Origin of the sequence: Streptomyces sp. NPDC048337, assembly GCF_043201175.1 — a bacterium.
Classification (GTDB): Bacteria; Actinomycetota; Actinomycetes; order Streptomycetales; family Streptomycetaceae; genus Streptomyces.
Window position 1 is genome coordinate 206,336 of record NZ_JBICYR010000006.1, and the last position, 25,255, is coordinate 231,590.

The following is a 25,255-nucleotide window of genomic DNA, read 5'->3' on the forward strand; positions in this document are numbered from 1 at the left end:
ATCGACACGGTGTGGTCGGGAACGTGGGTCGCGGACCGGCTGGAGGTCCGGCTGCAGGACGCCGAAGGGGCCGAAGGGGCGGCAGGGAGGCCGCGGCTGACGGACCTCCTCGGGCTGGCCCTGCGGCGCAACCCCAAGCGGGCGCACCTGCTGGTCTCGCAGGTGCTGGGCAAGCACGTCCCGCAGTCCCCGGCGGCCGTGTACGCCGCCGGCCACGGGCTCGGCGAGCGGGTCCGCGAGCTGCTCGGCCCGGAGGGGGCCGCCTCCGCGGTCGTCCTCGGCTACGCCGAGACCGCCACCGGGCTGGGCCACTGCGTGGCCGACGGCCTGGGCTCCGCCCCCTACCTGCACTCCACCCGCCGCCCGGTCGCGGGCCTCGCACCGGCGGGCGGATTCGAGGAGGCCCACTCGCACGCCACCTCGCACCTGCTGCTGCCGGAGGACCCCGAGCTGCTGGCGGGCACCGGCCCGCTGGTCCTCGTCGACGACGAGTTCTCCACCGGCAACACGGTCCTGAACACCATCCGCGACCTGCACGCCCGCCACCCCCGCGGGCACTACGTGGTCGTCGCCCTCGTCGACATGCGCTCCCCGTCCGACCGCGACCGCCTCACCGCCTTCGCCGCCGAACTGGGCGCCCGCGTCGACCTGATAGCCCTGGCCTCGGGCACGGTGTCCCTCCCGGAGGGGGTCCTGGAGAGGGGCCAGGCGCTGGTGGAGGAGTACGAGGGGATCCAGCCCCTCCGGCGTTTGAGGAGCGGGGTCTGGGGCGGAGCCCCAGCAGACGGCCCGCAGCCGATCACGCGCGTCCCGCTGGACTGGCCGGCCGGGCTCCCCGACGGGGGTCGGCACGGCTTCACCCCCGCGCACCGGGAAGCGCTGAACGCGGTGCTCCCCACCCTGACCGGCCGGCTCTCCGAGGCGCTGGGGGAGGAGCCAGGCCGTGTCCTCGTACTCGGCAACGAAGAGCTGATGTACACCCCCCTGCGCCTCGCGAAGGCCCTGGAGGAGTCGGGCGCGGCAGCCGAGGTCCGCTTCTCGACCACCACCCGCTCGCCCGTGCTCGCCGTCGACGACCCCGGCTACGCCATCCGCACCCGGCTCGTCTTCCCCGCCCACGACTCCCCGGCGGACGGCCCCGGCGACCGCTACGCCTACAACGTCGCGGGCGCCGGCTTCGACGCGGTCGTCGCCGTCGTCGACTCGGCCGGGGACACCCCCGAACTGCGCACCGGGCTGCTCGCGGCCCTCGCCCCGCACACCGGCCGCGTCCTGCTGACCGTCGTCCCGTCCTGCGTACCCGACCGGCAGGAGCTGGAGCCGATCATGCCCGAGCCGACCCTGCCCGAGCCCCTGCGCGGCCCCGCGTTCTCCTCCTACGCCGCCGAAGACGTCGGCTGGCTGCTCCAGGACCTCTCCGACATCGAGCTGGAGGCCCCGACCGAGGAGCGCGAGGAGGCCATCCAGGCGGGCGGCGCGCACTACGCCGAGTCCCTGCCCGTCGAGTACCAGCCGTCCCCCCAGTACCAGGAGCTCTACCGGAGCGCCCTGGCCGCGTCGGCCGCCCGCATGGCCCGCGCGGTCGGCACCGTCACCGAGACGGTCCTCGCCGAGCGCTCCCCCTCCCCGGTCCTGGTCTCGCTGGCCCGCGCCGGGACACCCGTCGGCGTGCTGATGCGCCGCTGGGCCCGCGCCCGCCACGGCCTGGACCTGCCGCACTACGCCGTCTCCATCGTGCGCGGCCGCGGCATCGACGCCAACGCCCTGCGCTGGCTGGCCGCCCACCACGACCCGGCCGACGTCGTCTTCGTCGACGGCTGGACGGGCAAGGGCGCCATCACCCGCGAACTGAAGGCGGCGCTGGCCGAGTTCGAGGGCTTCAACCCGGAGATCGTCGTCCTCGCCGACCCCGGCTCGTGCGTGCCCACCTACGGCACCCGCGAGGACTTCCTGATCCCCTCCGCCTGCCTCAATTCCACCGTCTCCGGACTCGTCTCCCGTACGGTGCTCCGGTCCGACCTCGTCGGTCCCGCCGACTTCCACGGCGCGAAGTTCTACCGCGAGCTCGCCGGGGCCGATGTCTCCGCCGCCTTCGTCGACACCGTCGCCGCCCACTTCGACGAGGTGGCCGACGCCGTCGACGCCGAGGTCAAGGAGCTCCTCGCGGCCGACCGCACGCCGACCTGGGAGGGCTGGGCGGCCGTCGAGCGGATCAGCGAGGAGTACGGCATCCACGACGTGAACCTCGTCAAGCCGGGGGTCGGCGAGACCACCCGGGTGCTGCTGCGCCGGGTGCCGTGGAAGATCCTCGCGCAGCGCGGCGCAGGGGCCGATCTGGACCACGTACGGCTGCTCGCCGAGCAGCGCGGGGTCCCGGTGGAGGAGGTCGACGGACTGCCGTACACGTGCGTCGGTCTCATCCACCCCCGATTCACGCGCGGCGCCACCGGCGCCGACGGAAAGGCTGTGGCCTCGAAGTGACTGTCCTGGTAGCCAGTGATCTCGACCGTACGCTCATCTACTCGACGGCCGCCCTCGGCCTGACCATGCCCGACCCGGTGGCCCCGCGGCTGCTGTGCGTCGAGGTCCACGAGAGCAAGCCGCTGTCCTACATGACGGAGACGGCGGCGCGACTGCTGGCGGAGCTGACGGCGGACCCGTCGGTCGTCTTCGTCCCGACGACGACGCGCACCCGCAAGCAGTACCAGCGGATCCGCTTCCCCGGCAGCCCGGCCCCGTACGCGATCTGCGCCAACGGCGGCCAGCTGCTGGTCGACGGGGTGGCGGACCGGGACTGGCGGCGGCGGGTCGCGGCGCGCCTGGCGGAGGAGTGCGCGCCGCTGGAGGAGGTCCACGGGCACCTGCTGGCGGCGGCCGACCCGGCGTGGCTGCGCAAGGCGCGCGTGGCCGAGGACCTGTTCGCGTACCTCGTCGTCGAGCGGGCCCTGGTCCCCGACGAATGGCTCAAGTCCCTGACGGAGTGGGCGGAGGCCCGGGGCTGGACCATCTCGCTCCAGGGCCGGAAGATCTACGCGGTCCCGCGCCCGCTCACGAAGAGCGCGGCGATGCGCGAGGTGGCCCGCCGAACCGGAGCGGACACGACCCTCGCGGCCGGCGACTCCCTCCTCGACGCGGACCTGCTGCTGGCGGCCGACGCGGGCTGGCGCCCCGGTCACGGCGAACTGGCGGACGCGGGCTGGACGGCGCCTTCGGTCACGGCCCTGGCCACGGCCGGCGTCCTCGCCGGCGAGGAAATCGTCCGGGCATTCGCCCGTGAGGCAGGGCGACTCGGCAGACTGGACGCATGACCAAGGGCAACAGCACCAAGATCACGGACGAGCTCTACCGGTACATGCTCGACCACAACCCCCCGCTGGACGCGATCCAGCGGGGGCTGGTGGAGACGACGTACGCCAGGTTCCCGGACGTCGCCGGGATGCAGTCGGCGGAGGAGCAGGGGCCGCTGCTCGCCTTCCTGGTCCGGCTGACGGGCGCGCGCCACATCGTGGAGATCGGCACCTTCACCGGCTTCTCCAGCCTGTCCATGGCCCAGGCGCTTCCCGAGGGCGGCCGCCTGATCGCCTGCGACGTCTCGGAGGAGTGGACGGCGTACGGCCAGGAGGCCTGGGAGCAGGCGGGGGTCGCGGACCGCGTCGAGCTGCGCATCGCGCCGGCCCTGCAGACTCTGCGGGCGATGCCGGCCGAGCCGCACATCGACATGGCCTACATCGACGCGGACAAGGAGAGCCAGATCGCGTACTGGGAGGAGCTCGTGCCGAGGCTGCGTCCGGGCGGCCTGATCGTCACGGACAACACGCTGTACCACGGCACGGTCCTCGACGAGTCGGCCACCGGCTCGGCGGCGGGCGTCCGCGCCTTCAACGACCACGTCTCGGCGGATCCCCGCATGGACTCGGTCCTGCTGGCGATCTCGGACGGCCTCACGCTCTCGCGCAAGCGCTGACGCCCGCCCCTTTGGGGGGCTTACGGGGGTCAGCCGCAGCCGCCGCCACCGCAGCAGCCCCCGCCGCCGCCCATGGCCCGGGCGGGCGCCGGGGCACTGCCGCTCCCGCCGACGGCTACGGCGGAGAGCAGCTTGACGGTGTCGGCGTGCCCGGCGGGGCAGTCGGCGGGCGCGGAGGACTCGGCCATGGGCCGGCTGACCTCAAAGGTGTCGTCGCAGGTCCGGCAGCGGAATTCGTATCGAGGCATGCGGTCAAGGCTAAGCCGCCGGGGCGGCCGGGGGTATCCCCCGCCCCGGCGGCGTGGCCGCGCTACGGGTGTGCGTGCCCGGGGACGCGTGCCCGCTGCTCCCGAGCCGCCTGCTCGGGGTGGCGGGCGCGCCAGTACGGGTTGTCGTGCGGCAGGGCGCTGCCCACACGCCCGTACATCCCGAACCACATCAGCATCACGCCGACGACGAAGCTGAACAGCACGTTCTGGATGTGGAAGGCCAGGAAGTTGAAGCCGGTGTCCAGCAGGGCGAGGTTGACGAACCCGCTCAGGATGAACGCCACACCGAGCACGATGTTCAGGGTGGAGGCGAAGGTCCCGCCGATCACCATGCCGACGAACAGCAGCCCGCCGATGCAGATCGACAGGACGCTCAGCGCGCCGTTGGTGTTCAGGGCGAGCACCGTGTCTCCGCCGGTGTCGAAGAAGCCGATCCGGTCGATGAGCCCCAGGATGCCGAAGGCGACCAGCAGCAGTCCGGTAAGGCCGGCGCCGACCCGGTAGATCTTGCTGAGCTTGTGATCGGCGGGCAGATGCTCGTCGAGCCGGGCGTTGACCGGGTGCAGGACGCGCTGCAGCATCCCGTGGGTGGGCTTGGGCGGCGGGGGACCGTACGGCTCGTGGGCCATGTACGGCGCGTAGTGCTCATGGGGTTCGTGGCAGCCGTAGAGCGCGTGGGGCGCGTAGGACTCCTGCGGTACGGGGGGCGCTGCCCGTCGGACGCGGCGCGCGCGGGTCCTGTGCAAAGCGTGGAAAGTGTGGGCAGCCATACCGCCCTCCTCTGCTCCGTTCCCGGAACCTCCAGCATCCGCCGATGCCCACCCCGGGACAACTCCGCACGTCGGTTCCGCACGTCAGTTCCGGCACGTCAGTCGGCGCCGGCGCGTCCGTCCCGTATGTCCGCCACCACCCGGCCCACCGCCGCCCGGACCCCCTCCATCTCCTGGAGGAAATGCCAGTAGTCGGGATGCCGCCCCTCCAGCCCGGCCAGCGCCCGGTCCACCCGGGCCACCGACTCGTCCAGCGGCCGCGCGTGCCGCGGATCGGGCACGCTGCGGCCCGCCATCGCCAGCCGCTGCGCATCGCGGATCGCGAACCGGGTCCGGTCCACCTCCCCCTGCGGGTTCCGCGCCACCTCCTCCAGCCGCGTCAGCCGGTCCTGCGCCGCCGACACCGCCTCGTCGGTCGCCTCCAGGGCGCTCCGTACGGCATCGATCAGCCCCCCCACGTCGGCCCAGCGCTGCTCGTCGCGCGCCTGGGCGGCCTCGTGCAGCCGGTCCTCCGCGTGCGCGATGTCCCGTACCGCCTGGTCGGGGACGTGCTGGAGGTCCTGCCAGCAGGCCGCGCTGAACCGCCGGCGCAGCTCGCTCAGCACCGGATCCACCCGGTCCGCCCGGTTGCGCAACGCCTGCGCCCGGGTCCGCAGGCTCACCAGCCGCCGGTCGACCTCCGCGGCCCGCTCCGGCAGCCGCGCCGCCTCGGCCCGTACGGCCTCGGCGTCCCGCAGGATCCGGTCGGCGCGCTGCACCGTCTCCTGCACCCCGTGCCGGCCCGCGCCCTCGTTCAGCTTGGTCAGCTCCGGACCCAGCGCGGCCAGCCGCGCCGCCAGGTCATCGGCCCGCATCCCCTTGGCCCGTACGGCGTCCAGCGCGTCACTCGCGGCCAGCAGCGCCGCCTTCGCCCGCTCCCGGGCCGGCGCGACCAGCGCGAGCTGCGTCTCGGCCTTGTCCAGCAGCGGCTGGATCCCCTGCGCGAACCGGTCCAGCTCCCCCTTGACCCGCACCAGCTCGTCGCGCGCCCGCGTCAGCTGCTCCCGGGCCCGGGCCGCGACGGAACCTTCCAGCTCGGGCCGGTCCAGGTCGTGCGCGTCGACGGCCTCGATGTACACGTGGCTGACCTGGTCGATCCGCTGCCCCAGCGCGGCGAACCCCTCACCCGCCTGCCGCGCGGCGGGCGACCCGTCGGCGGCCGCGATGGTCTCGATCGAGATCCGCAGATCCCGCTGCGCACTGTCCAGCTCGTAGAACGCCGCGGCGGCGGCATCCTTCGCCGCCTGCGCATCCGCCCGCCGACTCTCGTCCCGCCCACCAAACCAACGCCGGGATGCCGTCGTCACAATCCCTCTCCCGTACCGCGTCCGCCTTGCCCCGGACCATTCTCTCCCACTGGCACGGGTTTGCGTGGGGGGTGTGCCCGCCATGTAGGCTGTCCACTCATCCACGGGTGCGTAGCTCAGGGGTAGAGCGCTGCTCTTACAAAGCAGATGTCGGCGGTTCGAAACCGTCCGCGCCCACCAGCAGGAAGACCCCCGACCGGTAGCGGTCGGGGGTCTTCTGCGTCCGCGTCCGGCGGCAGCCCCCTGCTGGCGACTGACCGGCGAGATCCTGATGTCGGCGGTTTGATCAACCGACAGCGTACAGACGGTACTTGTGTCGCCGGGCTCCAGTTGTCCAGCCGCTATGCCGTGCGGGTGGGGCGTGGGATCGTCGGGGGATGGGTGGGTGGGTTGTATGGGGTGGGGTGGTCGGGGCGGTGGTCGCGGCCTCGGTGGTGGTGTTTCTGCGGGCGGTGAGCGGTGGGTTCGAGCGGAAGAGGGATGAGGAGCGGGCGCGGCTGTTCGCGCATCTCGGGCAGTCCGGCCCCACTGGTGAGGTGCCTGCCGAGCCGGGGGCGCCGAAGTTCGATGATGTGGGAGCCGTCCGGCATTCCCCGGAGCAGCCGGGCCGGCTCGGGGAGCGGCGTGATGAGTTCACGCCCCTGCTCGTCGAGTACTACGCGTACGGGCTTACGCAGGCCCGCAGCAGCTTCCTGACCAGTCAGTTCTTCGCGGCGGTCGGGACGACGATCCTGCTGCTGGGCGTGGGGCTGGCCGTGTGGAAGGCCGAGGCCGGTGGGGAGCTGTACCTGGGTGTCGTCACGAGCTCGGTGGGGCTCGTGACGGCGCTGGTCGGGCAGCTCTTCCACCGGCGGGCCGACATCGCGCTCAAGCACATGGCCGCCCAGACCGCCTCGCTGCGCGACGACCGGCGGGACGCCGAAGCCACCCAGCAGGCCGTCGGGCTGCTGGACGAGGTCGCGGACCCGGAGCTGCGCGGGCGGCTGCAGGCCGCGCTGATCCTGCGGCTGTCCGGGGCCGAGCTGCCGGGCTAGCGCGATAGTGGAGGTATGTGCCGCTCCATTAAGACCCTGCGCCCGCCCGCCATCCCCGAGAAGGCCACCGAGGAGGAGATCCGCGCCGCCGCCCTGCAGTACGTACGGAAGGTCTCCGGATTCCGGGCTCCCGCCGCGCACAACCGGGAGGTGTTCGAGGAGGCCGTGGACGCCGTGGCCGAGGCCACCCGGCTGCTCCTCGACGGGATGGTCGTACGGGGGCAGCCCGCCGCCGTGTGACGGTGTCCAGGCGGCTGCCGCCGGGACGGCGTCCTCCTCCAGCGGGACCGCCTCGATCGGGGGCAGGCCGGAGCGGCCGGCGAGGGTGGCGCGGACCCGGTGGAGTGCCGGGTCGTCGTCGATGGTGGGGTCCTCCTGGAAGGCACCGGCGAGGACGGAACCGATGGCGCCCGTGTAGAGGCGGGCGTGCACGATGCGGAGCGGCGCGCCGGTCAGCAGGGCTTGGGAGACGGCCCATTCGAGTGCCCGGTTGCCGTTCTGGGAACCGTCGACGGCGGCGATCACGGGGCGGCGGTCCATGGCGGGCTCCTCGCAGCGGCGGACGTTCTCGTGGACCTCAGCCTTGCGGGGGCGGGCGCGGGGCGGGAGTGGGGAAGGTCCCGAGTGGGGCGGGACCAACGGCCCACTCCCGCTGGTGTGGAGCCGGTGCGGGTGCCGGGTGCCGGTTCAGGTCGTTGCGCGGCGTCGCATGACCCATACGCCGCCGGCGAGTGCGACCGCGACGAGGGCGCCGCCGGCCGCGATCTGACCCGGGCTCATCGAGTCGATGCTGCCGCCGGTGCCGCCGCGGGCGGCGCCCGGGGTGACCTGGAGCGAGACGGTGACGGACTCACCGCCCGGGCCGTCGCACTCGAAGGTGACGCGGTGCGTGCCGGGGCTGGCGTTGCCGAAGACGGTGGCGCTGCCGAAGAGGCTGGTGGCCTGCGGATTGTTGGGGGTGAGCCGTACGTCGCCGAAGGCGCTGGAGGAGGCTCGGGCGACTCTGGTGCGGCAGCCGACGATGTTGAGGCCGACCCGGCCGCCGGGGGCGACGGCGGTGGGGGAGACGGTGGCGGAGGGGCGGGCGTCGGCGAGCGTGGCGGGAGTGGCGGCCGCGACGGCGAGGGTCGCGGCGGCGACGGCCAGTACGCGGCGCGATGTGGTGGGCGGCTTGGTGGGAGGCTTGGCGAGCGGTTTGGCGGGCATGGAGAGAACTCCTCGGGCTCCTCGAAACGGCGCGGCCAGGGCACGGATGTGACGCGGATTCGGTTGCGCACCGTGTTGTGGACGCTAGGAGCCTGGGGCGGGGGTGGCGATCGGGGCCGGGTGAACGGGTGAGCCGCTGCTCCGGGCGGCGGAGTCGATTCCCTCCCGGGGGGTGGCGCGGGGCTCGGCCCGTGCACCCCTTGCGGTGTGCTCCAGCACACCGGGCTACGCCCGGGCCCCTGGGGCTCCGCCCCGGACCCCGCGCCTCAGGCGCCGGCGGGGCTGGATGTGGCCGGGCCGAGTGGGCGGGTGCGGCTGCAGGATCGGGGCTCTGCCCCGGGCCCCGCGCCTCAAGCGTCGGCGAGGCTGGATGTGGCCGGGCTGAGTGCACAGGTGCGGGTAACAAGACTGGGGCTCCGCCCCAGCCCCGCGCCTGAAGTGCCGGCGTGGCTGGATTCTGCTCGGCTGAGTGGGCGGGTGCGGGTACAAGACTGGGGCTCTGCCCCGGGCCCCCGGGCCGTAAGCGTCGGCCGGGCTGGGCTACGTTGCCGGGGTTGGGGAAAGGGGGCGGCGGACTACGAAGGCGGCCAGGGCGCCTGCGGCGAAGAGGGCCAGCATGGAGACGGCCGTGCCGAGCCACTGGGTGCCGAGCCATTGGGTGCCGAAGTAGCCGAGGGCCACGCTGTAGCCGGCCCAGGCCATGCCCGCCAGTACCGACCACGGCAGGAACTCCGCCACCCTGCGGTGGGTCTTGCCCGCGCCCAGGGAGACCACCGAGCGGCCGGCCGGGGCGAAGCGGGCGATCACGACCAGGGCGCCGCCGCCTCGGGCCAGAGCCGTGCCGAGGTGTTCGTGGGCCCGGGTCAGTCGGCGGGAGCGGGCGATGGCCCGGTCCAGCCGGGCACCGCCGCGGCGGGCCAGCCGGTACGCGGCCATGTCACCCAGCACCGAAGCCGTCGTGGCGATCACGAGCAGGGCCAGGATGTCCGGCACCTGCGCGGGCACCGGTACGGGACCCGCCGCCCCGGCCGCCGCGGCGGCCGCCGCAGCGGTGATCACCAGGACCCCGCTCGGCAGCACCGGGAGGAAGACGTCGAGCACGACGGACACCGCCACCACGGCGTAGATCCATGGGCTCGCGGTCAGCGACCCCAGAGTCTCAAACAAGGCGGGACTCCCCAGTCCGGTTCTCGTGCTGCGGCATGAAGCGCCGCGGCGTCGCGGGGGAGCGGCAGGAGCGGCTTGACAGCCATACAGCGTACGCCCGGCGCCCTCGACCCCGATGCCCGGGGCGGGGACTGACACACCCGTTCTGTCCTGTCGCGTCCCGCCGCGGAAGTGTGCCGCCTCGTGGGACGGGTTACTTCGGGGGCGTCAGGTCGCGGTCCAGGACTGTGGACAGATGGGCCGTCTTGCCCCGGGTGCGGGCCTGGTCCAGTTGGAGGTGGGCCGAGCGGTCCGCGAGGGTCAGGGTCATCAGCTGGTTGCCGAACCAGGGGCCGCCCGTGCGGTGCCAGGTCAACGGCGGTCGGCCCGTCCGGGCGTGCCGGGTGAAGCCGCGGCCCAGCCAGCGGCCCGTACGGGACCAGCCCAGGCGGAAGCCGAGCTTCACCGCGGTGTGGATGGAGTTGTGCACCGGCGAGCACGTCAGCTGGAACACACGCGCCGTGGTTGGTATTCGAGGTTCGGCGACATACGCGTGGTGTACGTCCCCGGACAGGACCGCCACCGTCGCCGGTGCCCGCGGCCCCGTCCCCACCTCCTCGATCAGATCGGTCAGCGCCGCGAACGAGGCAGGGAACGCCGCCCAGTGCTCCAGGTCGCTGCGCCGCCGCAGGTCTTCACCGATGCGCGCCCACCGCGGGCCCCGCTCCCCCCGGCACAGCGCGGCGTTCCACGTCTCCGCGTCGTGGATCAGCGGCGGCATCAGCCAGGGGAGGGAGGATCCGATCAGCAGGTGGTCGTAACCGCCGTGCCCGTCCAGCGCGTTGTCGCGCAGCCACTGCTGCTCCGCCGGGTCGAGCATGGCCCGGCCGTCCTCGGCCAGCACCCGCGCGGCCCGGGTGTCCACCATCAGCAGCCTCGTCCGGCCGAAGTCGCGCCGGTAGCTCCAGCGCACCGTGCCCGGATCGGCATCCGCGGCGGAGGCGAAGGCCCGCAGCACGTCCGTACCGTCCGGGGTCCGTCGTATCGCCTCGTACAGTCCGTCGGCAGCCAGTTCGGCCGGGGAGAGGTTGCCCAGGTGCTGGTACACCCAGTACGACATCAGCCCGCTGAGCACCCGCTCCTGCCACCACGGCGTCGCCCGCATCTCCGCCAGCCACGCCGCGCTCGTGTTCCAGTCGTCGATGACGTCGTGGTCGTCGAACATCTGCAGGCTCGGCACGGTCGACAGCAGCCAGCGGATCTCAGGGTCGAGCCAGGACTCGTAGTAGAGCCGGGTGTACTCCTCGTAGTCCGCGACCTGGGCGCCGGGCGCCTCCCGCAGATCCCGACGGGCCGCGAGCCACGCCCGCGTCTCCCGGGACAGCGCGTCCGCGTACACCTGGTCCCCGAGCAGCAGCAGGAGGTCCGGGCGCACCGCCTCGGGATCGGCGGCCAGCCGCGCCGCGAGGGTGTCGAGCGCGTCCGCGCCGTGCGGTCCGCGCCGGCCGGTGGCGGGCGGCGCGGCCTGCCGGCAGGAGCCGAAGGTGACGCGCAGCCCGGGCGCGGGCCGGCCGCGGCCCGCCACGGCCGGGGTGGTGATCGTGCTCGGCGGGAAGCCGCTGTCGGGCAGCGGCCACACCCGCACGCCGTCGAGCAGCACCTCGTACGCCGTGGACGCCCCCGGGGTCAGGCCCGTCACCGGCACCAGCGCGTAGTGGTGACCGGCTATCTGGAAGGTGCGCTCGGTGCCGCCGGCCCCGTCGGCGCACCGCACCTCGGCCGTGCACGGGCGGTCCGCCTCGACCCATATGGTCGCGGAACCGCCCGTGTCCCAGTCGACATGGCGCAGCAGTGGCCCCAGACGCAATCCGGCCATGCAACTCCCCCTCCTCCGTAGCCCCTTCGATCACGGTACGACGGGGAGGGGGAGCCTCGCCTCCCCCTGGCGGGGGAAAGATCGACCGCTTCGTCAGCAGCCGTTGAGGAGGTTGACGAGGGCCGTCTTCTCGCCCGAGTCCATGCTCAGCGCCCAGTACTGCTTGACCTGGACCCACATCCGCGCGTACGTGCAGCGGTAGGCGGTCCGCGGCGGCAGCCACTTGCCGGGGTCGAGGTCGCCCTTGGCCTGGTTGACGTTGTCGGTGACCGCGATGAGCTGCGGGCGGGTGAGGTCGTTGGCGAACTGCTGGCGCTTGGCGGTGGTCCAGGAGTTCGCGCCCGAGCGCCAGGCCTCGGCGAGCGGGACGACGTGGTCGATGTCGAGGTCGGAGGCGGCGGTCCAGGTGGCGCCGTCGTACTCGGAGTACCAGCTGCCGCTCACCGCGGCGCACGAGGAGTCCTGGACGACGTTCACGCCGTCCCGCTTGAGGACGGTCTCGCGGGTGTTGCAGGTGCCGGAGACGGTGCTCCAGTGCGGGAAGAGGTCGCGGCTGTAGCCGCTGGTTGAGCCTTCCGCCTTCGGGGTCACGGTCGCCAGGTAGGACCGGGCGGCCGCGGCGCTGATGGGGGTGGGCGGGGCGGCCTGGGCGGTCGGGGCGCTGACGAGGGAGGTGAGGGCGGCGAGCGCGGCGGCTGACGCGAGCACGCCAATTCGACGCGCGTAGACGCTGGATATGACTGCCATGAGGGGCTCCCTGGATGCGGGGGGAAGGCCGTTCGGACCCGGCGGGCCGCGGCCATGCTGGCGGCGCCAGGTTTCGAGGGGATGGGCGCCAGGTGACAGGGTGGCGACATGAGCACGTCACGTCAAACCCCGTAACGGCCCGAACACAAGCGGAAGTTGGAATTCCTACCCGCGGTGAGGTGCGGCTGGCGGGCCGGGCCGCCGAGGCGCGCCGGGTGGGGGGTGGGGCGGGGGTCGCCGAGGTGGGCCGGGCTGCGGCGGCAGCCGTCGCGTCCGGCGCCCTCGCGTCCGGCCCTCGCGCCGGACGGGACCAAAGGCCCATTCCGGGCATCCGTCAGCGTCACGTACCCTGTACGGAGCAGAAGGGGAGTAGCTCTTCGCCGGACCGTCGACATACTGCTGGGTCACCCCAGCCGGCGCCCGGAGGCAGGCCGCGGAAGCGGTCGGCCAGTGAGACCTTCGGCCGCAGTGTCCTGTTCAGGCGTGGGCGCGCTCGTGCGCGCGTACGCAAGCCAGGGTGCCGCCGAGCCGAAGCGACCCCTGATACACCCCAGGTCTCTCGGTCCGATGGCGTCCTGCCCGACCGATTGAGGTTTCACCCCCGTGTTCAGCATCACCGTCACGGCGATCGCCTTCGGCGTCGTCTTCCTCGCCGAACTCCCCGACAAGACGGCCCTCGCCGGCCTGATGCTCGGCACCCGCTACCGCGCCTCGTACGTCTTCGCCGGCGTCGCCGCCGCCTTCGCCGTGCACGTCGCGCTCGCCATCGCCGCGGGCAGCGTGCTGACCCTGCTCCCGCACCGGCTCGTCCAGGCCGTGGTCGGCCTCCTCTTCCTCGCGGGCGCGGTCATGCTGCTCCTGAAGAAGAGCGACGGGGACGAGGAGGTCAAGCCCCCCGCCGACCAGTCCTTCTGGAAGGTCTCCGGGGCCGGCTTCATGCTGATCCTGGTGGCGGAGTTCGGCGACCTGACGCAGATCATGACCGCCAACCTCGCCGCGCGCTACGGCAACCCCCTCTCCGTCGGCGTCGGCGCCGTGCTGGCCCTGTGGGCGGTCGCGGGCATCGGCATCCTGGGCGGGCGCACGCTGATGAAGTACGTACCGCTGCGGCTGATATCCAAGGTCGCGGCCGCGGTGATGGCGGCGCTGGCCGTCTTCTCGCTGTACGAGGCGATCGCGGGCTGACCGCGCTGCGAGGGGGTTCCCCCGGGGCGCCGCATGGGGGGATGCGGTGCGGCGCCCCCGGCGGGGGGATCAGGCCGCGGCGTAGCTCCGCAGCGGGGCGGCCTGCGTCACGGCCGCGGTGGCGGTGACGGTCGCCGTCGCGGTGAAGACGTCCTCGCCGTTCTGCCGGGCGACGACGCGGACGGGGAGGCGGCCCGTCGTGCTCATGCTCTCGATGGCCGGGAGCGTCTCGATCATGCAGGGCGCGTCCAGTTCCGCGTAACGGAAGAACTGCATCTCCATGGAGGTCAGGAAGCCCTGCCGGGGGAAGGCGGCGCCGTACGCGGCCTGGCGGACGGCCTCCAGGAGCAGCATGCCGGGGGCGTGGTCGACGGGGTGGTCGAAGAGGATCGGGTGCGTGATGTCGGTCCGCAGCTGGGTGCGGTGCGTGGAGCTGGTCGGCGCGAGGACCACGTCGTGGAAGCGGTCGCGGCCCACGCGGCGGGGCGTCAGCGGTGGCGCCAGCGGGAGGATCCGGTCGGTCACCTGGTCGAGGTCCGCGTAACTCCCGCGCAAGCGCTGGTAGATGGCGGGCGGCTGATTGGTGAAGGCCGCCTCGGCGTGTCCCAGGAAGACGCCGTCCCGCGTGGCCGTGACGTGCATGGTGAGTCCGGCCAGCCGCCGGCCGCGGCGCGTGATGTCGGAGCAGCTGACGCGCAGCACGATGTCGGCGGGTGACGAACCCACGATCATGGCCTCGGGGTTGATCGTGTAGCTGAAGGTGTCCCAAATCTGCCGGTGCCCGAAGGGGACCTCGTACGCGACGTGGCTCAGGAGCGGGATGGCCTGGCGTACGGATTCGGCGAGGAGCAGGGGGTCGTGGCGGCCCGCCACCGGCGTGTAGAAGCTGTGGATGCGGGGCCACTGGGCGGTGATGACGTACTCATCGGGTGCGATGGCACGCCATCCTGTCAGCAGGACCTCGGAGTGCGCGCTCTTGTGCACGTACTCACGAGGCAAAGCGCTGCTGAGCGCGGTGATCGGCGAGGTTGCATGTTCGGCTAACACGGTCACGGGTGAGCCCCCCTTGAAACGTCGGACGCGAACTGGTGCTTGAATGGCGCCGAGACTTAAAATAGAGGATGTTCGTTTTTTTTGTCGAGGGGAATGAGCTCCATGTCAGACCGCAAGCGGCAACGCGCACCCCAACAGAGGGCAGTCCAGACCAGAGCGGCGATCCTGCGTGCGGCCGCCGAGGTCTTCGACGAGTTCGGCTTCAGCGGGGCCAGCATCAGCAAGATCATGAACCGCGCCGCCGTCACCCAGGGCGGGATGTACTTCCACTTCGGCTCGAAGGAGGAGCTCGCCTACGCCGTCATGGTCGGGCAGGGTGACGGCCTGGAGTTCCCGGCCGGCGAGGACGGACTCCAGCACCTGGTGGACATCACGCTCTACCTCGCCGAGCAGCTCCAGCACAATCCGGTGCTCCGGGCAGGCGTGCGACTGGCCGTGGAGCAGGGGGAGTTCGGCCTGCGCGACGACGTCGCCTACCAGGCCTGGCTGCTCGAGTTCCGCCAGCAGCTGCGCTTCGCCCGCGCCAAGGGCGAACTCCAGCCCGACGTCGACGACCACGAGCTGGCGTGGGTGCTGGTCAGCTCCTTCACCGGGGCGCAGCTCTTCTCCCAGGCGTCCACCGGACGGGCCGACCTGCCGCAGCGTATCGCCTCGCTGTGGCGCTACCTGCTGCCCGCCGTCGCCACCGAAGACACCCGCAGGCACATGCGTCTGACGCTGCCTCCGACGAATCCGGAGGCCGACCAGCCGGAGCCGGAGCAGGAGCAGGAGCAGGAGCGGGAACTGGATCGGCCCGCGTGAGCGTGCGCCACGTGGTCGTCACCGGGGCCACGGGCTTCGTGGGGTCGGCGGTGCTGCGCCGGTTGGCGACAGCCGGGCCGCAGGTCACGGTGTGCGCGGTCTCCCGTACGCCTCCCCCTGCCACCGCGGCCGCCACCGCCGGGCCCGCCGTGCGCTGGGCGGACGCGGACCTGGCCGACGCGGACTCCCTGCGCGGGGTGTGCGACGGAGCCGACGTCGTCCTCTCCCTGGCCTCCTACACCGGACCGGACGCGGCACGGTGCGAGGCGGTCAACTCCGCCGGTACCGCAGCCGTGGTGGCCGAGGCGCGTCGGGCCGGCGTCGGGCGCATCGTCCAGCTGTCGACCTGCGCGGTCTACGGTCCGGGACCCCATCGCGGCCAGGACGTGGGCGAGTTGACTCCCGCGCCCGTATCGCCCGCCAGCCGCAGCAGGCTGACGGGCGAGCAGCCGGTGCTCGACGCCGGGGGACTGGTCCTGCGCGCCGGTCTCGTGCTGGGACGGGGCGACCGGTGGGTCGTGCCGGCCCTCGTCGACGCCTTCCGGCGCGTACCGGCGGGGTGGGGCGGCGGTGAGGGGACGGCCTCGTTCGTCGACGTCGACGATCTGGCGCGGCTCATCACGGCGTTCGCGCTCGCCGACGGGACCTCGGCGGCGGCCGGGACGACGGGCATCCTGCACGCCCACCACCCCGCGCCGGTGCGCAACGGGGACCTCATGGCAGCCCTCGCCGAACACGGGGTGCTGCCGACGCGCCCGGCCGAGGACTGGCCGTGGCACAGGTGCCTGGAGGCCTTGGCCGCGCGGCCGGGCTGGGTGAGCGAGCGTCAGTTCACGCTGCTGGCCCGGGACCACTGGTACCGCTCCGACACGGCCTGGCAGCTCGCAGGGACCGAGCCGGGGCCAGGTCCGCTGGCCCGGCTGGGCGCGGCGGCGCAGTGGTACAGGGAGCGAGGTGGGCCGGTCCCCGGGTGACGGCGATGTGCCAAAGCCTCAACGCGATGGAGCCGGGCGGGCTGTTGCGGGAAGGTCGGCCGGGTAGCGTCCGGATCCAGCCGGTCATCCCTGAAGGAGCTGAAATGCCCGACCTTTCGAACATCGTCAAGGCGTATGACGTGCGTGGCGTCGTGCCGGACGAGTGGGACGAGTCGTTGGCGGAGCTGTTCGGTGCCGCATTCGTGGAGGTCACGGGTGCTGCGGCGATCGTGGTGGGCCATGACATGCGTCCCTCGTCGCCGGGTCTGTCGGCGGCGTTCGCGCGGGGCGCGGCGGCCCGCGGTGTGGACGTGACGCTGATCGGTCTGTGCTCGACGGATCAGCTGTATTACGCGTCGGGGTCGCTGGACCTGCCGGGTGCGATGTTCACGGCGTCGCACAATCCGGCCCGGTACAACGGGATCAAGCTGTGCCGGGCGGGTGCGGCGCCGGTGGGTCAGGACACGGGTCTGTCGCAGATCCGTGAGCTGGTGGAGCAGTGGTCGCAGGAGGGTGCCCCGGCGATCGCGGCCGGGACCACTCCGGGCACGGTCACGGAGCAGGACACCCTGGCCGGTTACGCGGCGCACCTGAAGTCCCTGGTGGACCTGTCGGCGATCCGCCCGCTGAAGGTGGTGGTGGACGCGGGCAACGGCATGGGTGGTCACACGGTCCCCACGGTCTTCGAGGGCCTGCCGCTGGACCTGGTCTCGATGTTCTTCGAGCTGGACGGCACGTTCCCGAACCACGAGGCGAATCCGCTGGACCCGAAGAACATCGTGGACCTCCAGGCCCGGGTGCTGGCGGAGGGTGCGGATCTGGGTATCGCGTTCGACGGGGATGCGGACCGTTGTTTCATCGTGGACGAGCGGGGCGAGGGTGTGTCCCCGTCCGCGATCACGGCGCTGGTCGCGGCGCGTGAGCTGGCGCGCAACGGCGGCAGCGGCACGGTGATCCACAACCTGATCACCTCGTGGTCGGTTCCGGAGGTCGTCAGGGAGAACGGCGGCACCCCGGTCCGTACCCGGGTGGGGCATTCCTTCATCAAGGAGGAGATGGCCAAGACGGGTGCGATCTTCGGTGGTGAGCACTCGGCGCACTACTACTTCAAGGATTTCTGGAACGCGGACACGGGGATGCTGGCGGCGCTGCACGTGCTGGCCGCGCTGGGCGGGCAGGACGGCCCCCTCTCGGGCCTGGTGGCCTCCTATGACCGTTATGCGGGTTCGGGGGAGATCAACTCGACGGTCGCGGACCAGGCGGCCCGCCTGGCGGCGGTGAAGGCCTCGTTCGGGGGCCGGGATGACGTCACGCTGGACGAGCTCGACGGCCTGACGGTCACGGGTGCGGACTGGTGGTTCAACGTCCGCGCCTCCAACACCGAGCCGCTGCTGCGCCTGAACGTGGAGGCCCGTGACGAGGAGACCCTGTCCAAGATCCGCGACGAGGCCCTCACCCTCATCCGCGCCTGACGAGCGGAGTCACGCGGACTGCCGGACCTCCAGCACCGGATAGCCCTGCCGGCCCTGCCGCTCCCGCAGGGCCGGCAGCCCCTTGTAGGCGTACGCGGCGGACATCAGGGTCATGTGGTGGTGCCAGCCGGGGAAGGACCGGCCCTCGAAGTCGAGCAGCCCGAAGTCCTCCGCCAGCGAGCCCAGCGCCCTGGTGGACACGGCCGACTGCCGCACCAGGTGGAGCAGGTCGTCCATCCGGTGCTCGGTCATGTTGGTGATCCAGACCGGGCCGCCCCGGTGGCCGGGCCCGGGGCGCCGTTCGCCGAAGAGCCGGTACGTCTGCCGCGTCCCGGCGGCGCCCGTCTCGGCCCCCGGCACCCGGACCAGCCCCGAGTGGATGCGCAGCCGCTGCGGCCCCGTGGTGGGTCCCGTCAGCAGCGCCGTGTACGGATGGCGGGTGTTACCCAGGCGGGCGAAGTCGCCCGCGGCGGTCTCCCGCCCCGGTGTCCCGGCCGGTTCGCCGCGCCCGGGGGCGAATCCGGCGGCACTGACCGGGAGGGTCGGCGGGACGGACACCAGGAAGTCGTGGCCCCGGCGGCCGAGCATGCCGATGAGCGGGCCGGCACCGGCCAGGCGGCTCAGGTCGGCGACCACCGGCGCGTGCGCCGACGCGGTGTGCGCGGCCATCGAGTCGACGAGCTCGAGGACGAGGGCCTCCGGCGACCGGTGCGCGACCTCGGGCGAGATGCGCGCCCTGCGACGCAGGACCGGATCGGCCGCCCACGTCTCGGGGAGCAGCAGCCGCCAGTCGACGGGCACGCTCATGCCGCCCAGCGACAGGAAGAGGCAGAAGCCGAACTGGCAGTTGACGGAGCGACCGGCGGCCGGGTCGAAGCGGCGGTGCACGCCGACCGAGTGCTCACCGCGCTTCGGGAAGACGGCCTGCCCGATCGTCCAGGCGTGCACCGGGTGCCGTTCCTCGACCCAGCGGAGCAGCTCGCGGCGGGCCGGATCCCAGTCCCAGGGGCTCGCGTTGATGAACTGCTGCAGGGACTGGGAGGCGGTGGGCGACGCGGTCACGGACGCGGCGAGCCGTCGTACGGACTTCTTCCCCGGGGTTGTCAGCAGCCCCTTGAGGTAGACCCGGGCCCAGCGCCGCTGGTCGGCGCGCGGTAAGTGGCCGAAGAGGCGTTCGGTGAACTCGTCCAACGTGGTGTCCATGGCAACCAGGGCTCTGGGCCGTGTGTGTGCCGTCATCTCTCCCCCTTCACTGCGGACGCCGACGGGCGGCGGCGGTGGTGGACGTTTTCAGAATACAGAACGTTCGTTTTTTTTCTAGCTCAGGGGTGGCGTTCGCCCCGCGACTTCGGCACGTTGGTACCCGAGGCCGCCGACACCCCGTCACGGGACGGCCGGTCGGCGGGGAGCGCGGGCGCTTCTTCGCCAAGTCGGCGTTGTGGCGCCCGCTCCACCCGGACAAGGCTGGTGTCGCATCGTCGGCCCGAATGCTCGGCGAGTCGGGAACGACCTGGATGGCAGTGAGAGTGCATTGGTAAAGCAGGAGCGCGGAGTGCTCACCCGGAATCGTCTGATCGCGGTGGCCGGCGTCGAATTCGACCGCAACGGATATGACGGGACATCGTTTTCCCGGCTGAGCCGATCCGCCGGGGTTTCCATCGGTGCGCTCACCTTTCATTTCTCGGCGAAGGCGGAACTCGCCTCGGCCGTGGAGGAAAGGGGGCGGTCCACCACCCGGGCGGTGGTCGAGCACGTCACCGCCCGCGGCGCCGGCGGCACGGCGCTGGACACCGTCTCCGCGCTCGTCCTCGCCCTCGGCCGCCTGATCGAGGCGGACGCGGTCGTACGCGCCGCCGCGCGACTGACCCAGGAGCGCGCCGGGGCGGGCCCCGAGTGGTGCAGCTCCTGGTTACCGGAGGTCAGGGCCCTGCTCGGCCGGGCGGTCGAAGAGGGCCAGCTGCGCTCCGACGTGGACCCCCGCCCGGTCGCCCTGCTGACCGCGCACCTGATGGGCGGCACCGTCGCCCGGGTGCGCGGCGGCCGGATGCGGCGCCCAGGCACGGCCGTCGGCGAACTCCGCGAGCTGTGGCGGGTCATCTGTCGCGGCATTGCCGCGCCGACCGAGGCCGAAAATGCCTAAGTAGGCGGAGAAGAAAGGGAATTCAAGCCCACGGAGACGGGCGGCATCTAGCCTCGGTGGCATGAATTCCACACCTTCCCGCATCACCAAGGCAGTCATCCCCGCGGCCGGTCTCGGTACGCGATTTCTCCCGCTGACCAAGGCGACCCCGAAGGAAATGCTGCCGGTCGTGGACAAGCCGGCCATCCAGTACGTGGTGGAAGAGGCGGTGGCCGCCGGACTGTCCGACATCCTCATGGTCACCGGACGCAACAAGCGGGCCCTCGAGGACCACTTCGACCGCAACTACGAGCTGGAGGAGGCCCTCCAGCGCCGCGGCGATCAGGTCAAGCTCGACAGCGTCTGCGCCTCCACCGAGCTCGCCGACATCCACTACGTGCGCCAGCGGGACCCCAAGGGGCTCGGTCACGCCGTGCTGTGCGCCGCTCCGCACGTCGGCCAGGAGCCCTTCGCGGTCCTTCTGGCCGACGACCTGATCGACCCCCGCGACCCGCTGCTGGCCCGTATGACCGAGGTCCGCGCCCGCTACGGCGGCAGCGTCGTCGCCCTCATGGAGGTGGACCCGGACTCCATCCACCTGTACGGATGCGCCGCGGTCGAGCAGTCGGCGCAGTACGCGGCCGGCGGCGGGGGAGTGCGCATCACCGACCTGGTGGAGAAGCCGGAGCCCGGCACCGCGCCCAGCAGCCTCGCGATCATCGGCCGCTACCTCCTCGACCCCGAGATCTTCGACGTCCTGCGGGCCACGACCCCCGGCCGCGGCGGCGAGATCCAGCTGACGGACGCGCTGCGCGCCCTGGTCCAGGCGGGCCGGCCCGTGCACGGCGTCGTGTTCTCCGGCCGGCGCTACGACACCGGGGACCGGGCCGAGTACCTGCGGGCCACGGTCCGGCTCGCCTGCGAGCGCGACGATCTGGGACCCGAATTCCTCGCCTGGCTGCGGGAGTTCATGGGGTCGCAGGAGCTGGTCGGGGTCTGATCCGGCCGCCCGGTGGGCGACCGCGGCACTTCCCCGGTCGCCCACCCCGACGCACCGCCACTTGGCCGAGTTGCCGAAATCTCACGGGGGTTCGGCTCCCCGTGTAGTTACCGAACAGTAGTTACGTAATTTCTTCCCCGGAGCCGACGAACACAGCGACGTCCGGCCCATCGAGTGCACGAAGGGAGGTGAACCACATGAGGAAGCTGAACGTGGTGAACGCGGCGAACGCCCTGAGCACGACGGGTGCGGCGCCCACGGCGGACACCCCCGACGCCGTGGCCGAAGTACCGGTCGGCGCACTGCATTCCGCCGACTCCCCCCGCACCGTCCGGATCGACGAGGGCCACGCACAGGCCCTCGCCCAGTCCGGCCAGCCGCTGCCCCCGCTGCTCGTGCACCGCGCCACCATGCGGATCATCGACGGGACGCACCGGCTGCGGGCCGCCGAACTGCGCGGCCTGCAGACGGTGGGGGTGACGTACTTCGACGGCAGCGCCGAGGACGCCTTCGTCCTGTCCGTCGAGGCCAACATCCGCCACGGTCTCCCGCTGACCCACGCGGAGCGGACCGCGGCGGCACTGCGCATCCTGCGGTCCCACCCCGACTGGTCCGACCGCGGTATCGCGCGCCGGACCGGGCTGGCCCCCAAGACCGTGGCGGCGCTCCGAAGACGCGAGGGCCCTGCGGCACCCGTACCGCAGGCCCGCGTCGGACAGGACGGACGCCTACGGCCGTCCGACCCGGTACGCGGCCGCGAGGCCGCGGCCCGGCTGCTCGCCGGCCGACCCACGGCCTCCCTGCGCCAGATCGCCCGGGAGGCGGGCATCGCCCCGTCGACCGTACGGGACGTGCGGCGCCGGATCGGCGAAGGGGCGGACCCCGTACCCGCCACCCAGCGCCGCTCCGGAAACCTCTCGGCCCCCGGTCCGGCAACGGCGCCGGACCAGAGCCGGGGGCAGGCACTGCCCTCCCTGGTCGGCAGCCTGTGCAAGGACCCCCTGCTCAGGCTGAGCGAAGCCGGACGGCTCCTGCTGCGCATGCTCGATCTCCAGGTGAGCGGGCTGCGCCAACGCGAGCGGATCGTCGCCGCGGTTCCCCCGTACCGCGCCGAAACCGCGGCCGCCGCGGCCGCTCAGGTCGCGCGGAACTGGCAGGAGCTGTCCGAAGAACTGGGCCGTCGCGCCTCGGTGGAGACCTCGGCCTGAGCCGGTTCCCCCGGCAAGTACCGGCCTTCCGCGCTGGAAGGCCCCCGTTTATGTGTGTGTGAAAGGAAGTGTGTGGCGATGTCGGTTGTCGAGGGCGCGCGGGTTGACGCGGTTGTGGGGGAGGGGGGAGGTCCGGCGCGTTTGGACGGGCGGCTCAAGCTCGTTCTGGTGGTGCTGTTGGTGGCGCAGTTCATGCTGGCGGTGGACTTCTCGATTCTGAATGTGGCGTTGCCGGTGATCGGTGACGGTCTTGGTTTCTCGTTGTCGAATCTGCAGTGGATCGCGACGGCGTTCGCGTTGTGCGCGGCCGGCTTCACGCTGTTGTTCGGTCGGGTGGCGGATCTGTTCGGGCGTCGGCGTCTGTTCCTGGTGGGTCTGGCGGTGCTGGGTCTGTCGTCCTTGGCGGGTGGTTTGGCGAACAGCCCGGAGATGCTGATCGTGGCGCGTGTCTTCCAGGGTCTCGCGACCGCTGCGGTCACTCCGGCGGGTCTGTCGCTGTTGACGACTTCGTTCCCTGAGGGTCCGCTGCGTCAGAAGGCGCTGGGTCTCAACGGTGCGCTGATGTCGGCGGGTTTCACCACGGGCGCGATCCTGGGTGGTGTTCTGACGGATCTGCTGTCGTGGCGGTGGGCGTTCTTCATCAACGTCCCGGTCGCGCTGGCTGTTCTCCTCATCGCCCCTGCCGTGATCAAGGAGTCGCGTCCGTCGGAGCGTCCGAGGCTGGATCTTCCGGGTGCCACCGCGGTGACGCTGGGTCTGCTGGCTTTGATCTACGGGTTGACGCAGGCGGGTGAGCACGGTTGGGGTTCGGTGTCGGCGCTGGGCTGGCTGGCGGCGGGTGTGGTGCTGCTGGTCGTGTTCTATGCGATCGAGTCGAAGACGGCGAGCCCGCTGGTTCCGGTGAGTGTGCTGAAGAAGAAGACGGTGGCGTGGGGGAACATCGCGGGTCTGATCGCGTTCCTGACGGAGACGAGTCTGGTCTTCCTGATGACGCTCTACCTGCAGGAGGTTTTGGATTTCTCGCCGCTGACGGCGGGTCTGTCGTTCGGTGTTCTGGGTATCGGCACGGTGATCGGTGGTTCGATCGCGCCGCGGGTGATCGGTGCGACGAGTACCCGGACCACGTTGATCGTCGGTGGTGTGCTGCAGGCGGTGGCGACGCTGAGTCTGGTCGCGCTGGGTGAGACCTCGTCGAGTATGTGGCTGCTGCTGGTGGCGACGTTCGCGGGTGGTGTCGGGAACATGCTGGTGATCGTCGGGTTCATGGTGACCGCGACGACGGGTCTGCCGGATCACGAGCAGGGTATGGCTACGGGTCTGGCGACGATGACGCAGCAGATCGGTATCACGATGGGTACGCCGATCATGTCCGCGATCGCGGCGGCCAACGCCGACATCCACGCGGGGATCACGACCGCGGTCATCGTCAACACCGCGCTGGTCGTCCTCGGCACCATCACCACCGTCCTCTTCCTCCGCGCCAAGGCCGCCAAGGGCCTCGCCGCCACCGGCTGAGCACGCCGAATCGAGGACTCCCCCGGCGAGGGGCGACCCGGCACGAGGTCCGCACCACTGGACCCGCCGTCCGGGCCGGGTCGCCCCTCCCTCCCAAGGCCTTCCCTTCCCAAGGACCCTGATGGACCTGCGTATCGAAGACCGTGTGTACCTCGTGACCGGCGCCTCCTCCGGAATCGGCGAGGCGCCCGCCCGCCTGCCGGCCTCCGAAGGCGCCACCGTCACCACCGACCTCACCGACCCCGGCGCGGCCCGGCAGGTGGTCGACACCGTGCCGGAGTCGCTCGCCCTGCGGCAGATCTGACCGGGCCGATGAAACTTCCCCTTCCCCTCCTCGCCCTCGCACTCGGTGCCTTCGGCATCGGGACCACCGAATTCGTCATCGTCGGCCTGCTCCCGGACGTCGCCGGCGACCTGTCCGTGTCCATTCCCTCCGCCGGCATGCTGGTCACCGGCTACGCCCTCGGCGTGGTCGTCGGCGCCCCCCTGATGACCGCGGCCGGTGCCCGGCTGCCGCGCAAGACGATGCTCGTCGCGCTCATGGGCATCTTCATCGCCGGCAACCTGCTGTGCGCGCTCGCCGGTGACTACACCGCCCTCATGGGTGGCCGGCTGATCGCCGCCCTCACGCACGGCGCCTTCTTCGGCATCGGGTCCGTCGTCGCCGCCGACCTGGTGGCACCCGACCGCAAGGCCAGCGCCATCGCCCTGATGTTCACCGGCCTCACCCTCGCCAACGTCCTCGGCGTGCCCCTGGGCACCCTGCTGGGCCAGCAGTTCGGCTGGCGCTCGACCTTCTGGGCCGTCACCGGCATCGGCGTCGTCGGCCTGCTCGGCATCATCGGACTGGTCCCGGCGCAACCGCGGCCACAGAGCGGTGCGCTGCGCGGCGAACTCGCCGTCTTCCGCAAGCCGCAGGTGTGGCTGGCGCTGACGACGACCGTGCTCGGCTTCGGCGGTGTCTTCGCCTCCTTCACCTATCTCGCGCCGATGATGACGGAGCTGGCCGGCTTCTCCGACGGAGCGGTCGCCTGGCTCCTCGTCCTCTTCGGTGTCGGGCTGTGCGTGGGCAACGTGCTCGGCGGCCGGGCCGCCGACCGGGCGCTGATGCCCAGCCTGTACGCGATCCTGGGCGGCCTCAGCCTGGTGCTGGTGGTGTTCACCTTCACCTCGCACGCCGCCCTGCCCGCCGCGATCACCCTCGCCGTCTTCGGGGCGGTCGGGTTCGCGACGGTACCGCCGCTCCAAGCCCGTGTGATGCAGCAGGCCGCCGGGGCTCCGGCCCTCGCCTCCGCTGCGAACATCGCGGCCTTCAACCTCGGCAACGCCCTCGGGGCCTGGCTCGGCGGCCTCGCCGTCGCCCACGGCCTGGGCTGGACCGCGCCGACCTGGATCGGCGCCGGACTCGCCGCGGCCGGTCTGGGCACCGCGGCGCTGTCCGGGCGGCTCGACCGCCGGAGCGGGCCGCCGCGCCCGCTGCCCGCCGAACCCGTCCCCGCCCCAGCACTTCCCGTACGAACCCTTCCCGCCGGTGCCGGGCACGGCACCCCATCCACGAACGGAAGTTGAG

Annotated in this window: 24 protein-coding genes, 1 tRNA gene and 1 pseudogene; 16 read left to right on the top strand and 10 right to left on the bottom strand. The window is 72.3% G+C overall.

Annotated elements, in window-relative coordinates:
- From ACGFYU_RS12890 to ACGFYU_RS12900, 3 genes are read left to right on the top strand one after another with little or no spacing between them, the layout of a single operon-like run.
- Positions 1–2,481: a phosphoribosyltransferase gene (locus ACGFYU_RS12890; protein ID WP_393827477.1), complete on the top strand. Its 2,481-nt coding sequence runs from the start codon at positions 1–3 to the stop codon at positions 2,479–2,481.
- Positions 2,478–3,308, top strand: coding sequence for an HAD family hydrolase (locus ACGFYU_RS12895; RefSeq protein ID WP_393827316.1), 831 nt, complete (start codon positions 2,478–2,480; stop codon positions 3,306–3,308). The genes ACGFYU_RS12890 and ACGFYU_RS12895 overlap by 4 nt, the downstream gene beginning before the upstream one ends.
- Entirely contained in the window at positions 3,305–3,964 is a 660-nt protein-coding gene (locus ACGFYU_RS12900) for an O-methyltransferase (protein ID WP_393827317.1), read from the top strand. The genes ACGFYU_RS12895 and ACGFYU_RS12900 overlap by 4 nt, the downstream gene beginning before the upstream one ends.
- A gap of 29 nt (positions 3,965–3,993) precedes the next feature.
- Here ACGFYU_RS12900 and ACGFYU_RS12905 read toward each other — a convergent pair whose 3' ends face one another.
- The 3 genes from ACGFYU_RS12905 to ACGFYU_RS12915 all read right to left on the bottom strand — a co-directional run bounded on the left by ACGFYU_RS12905 (position 3,994) and on the right by ACGFYU_RS12915 (position 6,349).
- Positions 3,994–4,212 (bottom strand): zinc ribbon domain-containing protein, encoded by a 219-nt coding sequence (locus tag ACGFYU_RS12905; RefSeq protein WP_393827318.1) that lies wholly within the window; start codon positions 4,210–4,212, stop codon positions 3,994–3,996.
- A 62-nt stretch (positions 4,213–4,274) separates the two neighbouring features.
- Entirely contained in the window at positions 4,275–4,814 is a 540-nt protein-coding gene (locus ACGFYU_RS12910) for a DUF4383 domain-containing protein (protein WP_393827478.1), read from the bottom strand.
- A 287-nt stretch (positions 4,815–5,101) separates the two neighbouring features.
- Complete coding sequence (locus ACGFYU_RS12915) at positions 5,102–6,349, bottom strand: hypothetical protein (RefSeq protein WP_393827319.1); 1,248 nt, start codon at positions 6,347–6,349, stop codon at positions 5,102–5,104.
- Positions 6,350–6,454: 105 nt separating this feature from the next.
- Between ACGFYU_RS12915 and ACGFYU_RS12920 the strand changes: the two genes are divergently transcribed.
- The 3 genes from ACGFYU_RS12920 to ACGFYU_RS12930 all read left to right on the top strand — a co-directional run bounded on the left by ACGFYU_RS12920 (position 6,455) and on the right by ACGFYU_RS12930 (position 7,623).
- Positions 6,455–6,529, top strand: a tRNA-Val gene (locus tag ACGFYU_RS12920).
- A 197-nt stretch (positions 6,530–6,726) separates the two neighbouring features.
- Positions 6,727–7,383 carry a hypothetical protein gene (locus tag ACGFYU_RS12925; RefSeq protein ID WP_393827320.1) on the top strand — a complete coding sequence of 219 codons (657 nt, stop codon included), beginning with the start codon at positions 6,727–6,729 and terminating at the stop codon, positions 7,381–7,383.
- A 15-nt stretch (positions 7,384–7,398) separates the two neighbouring features.
- Entirely contained in the window at positions 7,399–7,623 is a 225-nt protein-coding gene (locus ACGFYU_RS12930) for a DUF2277 domain-containing protein (protein WP_393827321.1), read from the top strand.
- A 195-nt stretch (positions 7,624–7,818) separates the two neighbouring features.
- Here the strand turns inward: ACGFYU_RS12930 and ACGFYU_RS12935 are convergent.
- The 5 genes and pseudogenes from ACGFYU_RS12935 to ACGFYU_RS12955 all read right to left on the bottom strand — a co-directional run.
- A pseudogene (locus tag ACGFYU_RS12935) lies at positions 7,819–7,923 on the bottom strand (universal stress protein); the annotation flags it as partial.
- A gap of 147 nt (positions 7,924–8,070) precedes the next feature.
- Positions 8,071–8,589 (bottom strand): hypothetical protein, encoded by a 519-nt coding sequence (locus tag ACGFYU_RS12940; protein WP_393827322.1) that lies wholly within the window; start codon positions 8,587–8,589, stop codon positions 8,071–8,073.
- A 540-nt stretch (positions 8,590–9,129) separates the two neighbouring features.
- Positions 9,130–9,756 carry a DedA family protein gene (locus ACGFYU_RS12945; RefSeq protein WP_393827323.1) on the bottom strand — a complete coding sequence of 209 codons (627 nt, stop codon included), beginning with the start codon at positions 9,754–9,756 and terminating at the stop codon, positions 9,130–9,132.
- Between the two features lie 193 nt (positions 9,757–9,949).
- Positions 9,950–11,611, bottom strand: coding sequence for an alkaline phosphatase D family protein (locus ACGFYU_RS12950; RefSeq protein ID WP_393827324.1), 1,662 nt, complete (start codon positions 11,609–11,611; stop codon positions 9,950–9,952).
- A gap of 93 nt (positions 11,612–11,704) precedes the next feature.
- The gene (locus ACGFYU_RS12955) at positions 11,705–12,349 is read right to left on the bottom strand and encodes an HNH endonuclease family protein (RefSeq protein WP_393827479.1); all 645 of its coding nucleotides are present in this window, start codon (positions 12,347–12,349) and stop codon (positions 11,705–11,707) included.
- 612 nt (positions 12,350–12,961) lie between these two features.
- Here ACGFYU_RS12955 and ACGFYU_RS12960 point away from each other — a divergent pair.
- The gene (locus ACGFYU_RS12960) at positions 12,962–13,543 is read left to right on the top strand and encodes a TMEM165/GDT1 family protein (protein ID WP_393827325.1); all 582 of its coding nucleotides are present in this window, start codon (positions 12,962–12,964) and stop codon (positions 13,541–13,543) included.
- 69 nt (positions 13,544–13,612) lie between these two features.
- Here ACGFYU_RS12960 and ACGFYU_RS12965 read toward each other — a convergent pair whose 3' ends face one another.
- A complete protein-coding gene (locus tag ACGFYU_RS12965) occupies positions 13,613–14,596 on the bottom strand; it encodes a ScbA/BarX family gamma-butyrolactone biosynthesis protein (RefSeq protein WP_393827326.1) in 984 nt (327 codons plus the stop codon).
- A 102-nt stretch (positions 14,597–14,698) separates the two neighbouring features.
- On the opposite strand from ACGFYU_RS12965, the gene ACGFYU_RS12970 reads away from it, so the two are divergent.
- From ACGFYU_RS12970 to ACGFYU_RS12980, 3 genes are all read left to right on the top strand, one after another.
- Positions 14,699–15,397, top strand: a complete 699-nt coding sequence (locus tag ACGFYU_RS12970) for a ScbR family autoregulator-binding transcription factor (protein WP_393827327.1) — start codon at positions 14,699–14,701, stop codon at positions 15,395–15,397.
- Positions 15,394–16,371 (top strand): NAD-dependent epimerase/dehydratase family protein, encoded by a 978-nt coding sequence (locus tag ACGFYU_RS12975; RefSeq protein WP_393827328.1) that lies wholly within the window; start codon positions 15,394–15,396, stop codon positions 16,369–16,371. The genes ACGFYU_RS12970 and ACGFYU_RS12975 overlap by 4 nt, the downstream gene beginning before the upstream one ends.
- A gap of 104 nt (positions 16,372–16,475) precedes the next feature.
- Positions 16,476–17,843, top strand: coding sequence for a phosphomannomutase/phosphoglucomutase (locus tag ACGFYU_RS12980; RefSeq protein ID WP_393827329.1), 1,368 nt, complete (start codon positions 16,476–16,478; stop codon positions 17,841–17,843).
- A 9-nt stretch (positions 17,844–17,852) separates the two neighbouring features.
- On the opposite strand, the gene ACGFYU_RS12985 is transcribed toward ACGFYU_RS12980, so the two are convergent.
- Entirely contained in the window at positions 17,853–19,046 is a 1,194-nt protein-coding gene (locus ACGFYU_RS12985) for an IS701 family transposase (RefSeq protein WP_393827330.1), read from the bottom strand.
- A gap of 349 nt (positions 19,047–19,395) precedes the next feature.
- On the opposite strand from ACGFYU_RS12985, the gene ACGFYU_RS12990 reads away from it, so the two are divergent.
- The 6 genes from ACGFYU_RS12990 (at position 19,396) to ACGFYU_RS13015 (ending at position 25,254) form a co-directional block, all read left to right on the top strand.
- Positions 19,396–19,983 carry a TetR family transcriptional regulator gene (locus ACGFYU_RS12990; RefSeq protein ID WP_393827331.1) on the top strand — a complete coding sequence of 196 codons (588 nt, stop codon included), beginning with the start codon at positions 19,396–19,398 and terminating at the stop codon, positions 19,981–19,983.
- A gap of 61 nt (positions 19,984–20,044) precedes the next feature.
- Positions 20,045–20,962, top strand: a complete 918-nt coding sequence (gene galU, locus ACGFYU_RS12995) for a UTP--glucose-1-phosphate uridylyltransferase GalU (protein ID WP_393827332.1) — start codon at positions 20,045–20,047, stop codon at positions 20,960–20,962.
- 197 nt (positions 20,963–21,159) lie between these two features.
- On the top strand, positions 21,160–22,170 hold the full coding sequence (locus tag ACGFYU_RS13000; RefSeq protein ID WP_393827333.1) for a ParB/RepB/Spo0J family partition protein: 1,011 nt from the start codon (positions 21,160–21,162) through the stop codon (positions 22,168–22,170).
- A gap of 78 nt (positions 22,171–22,248) precedes the next feature.
- Positions 22,249–23,685: an MFS transporter gene (locus tag ACGFYU_RS13005; RefSeq protein WP_393827334.1), complete on the top strand. Its 1,437-nt coding sequence runs from the start codon at positions 22,249–22,251 to the stop codon at positions 23,683–23,685.
- 121 nt (positions 23,686–23,806) lie between these two features.
- Positions 23,807–23,989: a hypothetical protein gene (locus tag ACGFYU_RS13010; protein ID WP_393827335.1), complete on the top strand. Its 183-nt coding sequence runs from the start codon at positions 23,807–23,809 to the stop codon at positions 23,987–23,989.
- Between the two features lie 8 nt (positions 23,990–23,997).
- Positions 23,998–25,254 (top strand): MFS transporter, encoded by a 1,257-nt coding sequence (locus ACGFYU_RS13015; RefSeq protein ID WP_393827336.1) that lies wholly within the window; start codon positions 23,998–24,000, stop codon positions 25,252–25,254.
- The last annotated feature ends 1 nt before the right edge of the window (position 25,255 follow it).

Coding starts and splice junctions, on each gene's coding strand:
- ACGFYU_RS12900 (WP_393827317.1), top strand. CDS start 3,305: ATGACCAAGGGCAACAGCACCAAGATCACGGACGAGCTCTACCGGTAC.
- ACGFYU_RS12905 (WP_393827318.1), bottom strand. CDS start 4,212: ATGCCTCGATACGAATTCCGCTGCCGGACCTGCGACGACACCTTTGAG.
- ACGFYU_RS12910 (WP_393827478.1), bottom strand. CDS start 4,814: ATGCTGCAGCGCGTCCTGCACCCGGTCAACGCCCGGCTCGACGAGCAT.
- ACGFYU_RS12925 (WP_393827320.1), top strand. CDS start 6,727: ATGGGTGGGTGGGTTGTATGGGGTGGGGTGGTCGGGGCGGTGGTCGCG.
- ACGFYU_RS12930 (WP_393827321.1), top strand. CDS start 7,399: ATGTGCCGCTCCATTAAGACCCTGCGCCCGCCCGCCATCCCCGAGAAG.
- ACGFYU_RS12940 (WP_393827322.1), bottom strand. CDS start 8,589: ATGCCCGCCAAACCGCTCGCCAAGCCTCCCACCAAGCCGCCCACCACA.
- ACGFYU_RS12950 (WP_393827324.1), bottom strand. CDS start 11,611: ATGGCCGGATTGCGTCTGGGGCCACTGCTGCGCCATGTCGACTGGGAC.
- ACGFYU_RS12970 (WP_393827327.1), top strand. CDS start 14,699: ATGTCAGACCGCAAGCGGCAACGCGCACCCCAACAGAGGGCAGTCCAG.
- ACGFYU_RS12980 (WP_393827329.1), top strand. CDS start 16,476: ATGCCCGACCTTTCGAACATCGTCAAGGCGTATGACGTGCGTGGCGTC.
- ACGFYU_RS12985 (WP_393827330.1), bottom strand. CDS start 19,046: ATGGACACCACGTTGGACGAGTTCACCGAACGCCTCTTCGGCCACTTA.
- galU (WP_393827332.1), top strand. CDS start 20,045: ATGAATTCCACACCTTCCCGCATCACCAAGGCAGTCATCCCCGCGGCC.
- ACGFYU_RS13000 (WP_393827333.1), top strand. CDS start 21,160: ATGAGGAAGCTGAACGTGGTGAACGCGGCGAACGCCCTGAGCACGACG.
- ACGFYU_RS13005 (WP_393827334.1), top strand. CDS start 22,249: ATGTCGGTTGTCGAGGGCGCGCGGGTTGACGCGGTTGTGGGGGAGGGG.
- ACGFYU_RS13010 (WP_393827335.1), top strand. CDS start 23,807: ATGGACCTGCGTATCGAAGACCGTGTGTACCTCGTGACCGGCGCCTCC.
- ACGFYU_RS13015 (WP_393827336.1), top strand. CDS start 23,998: ATGAAACTTCCCCTTCCCCTCCTCGCCCTCGCACTCGGTGCCTTCGGC.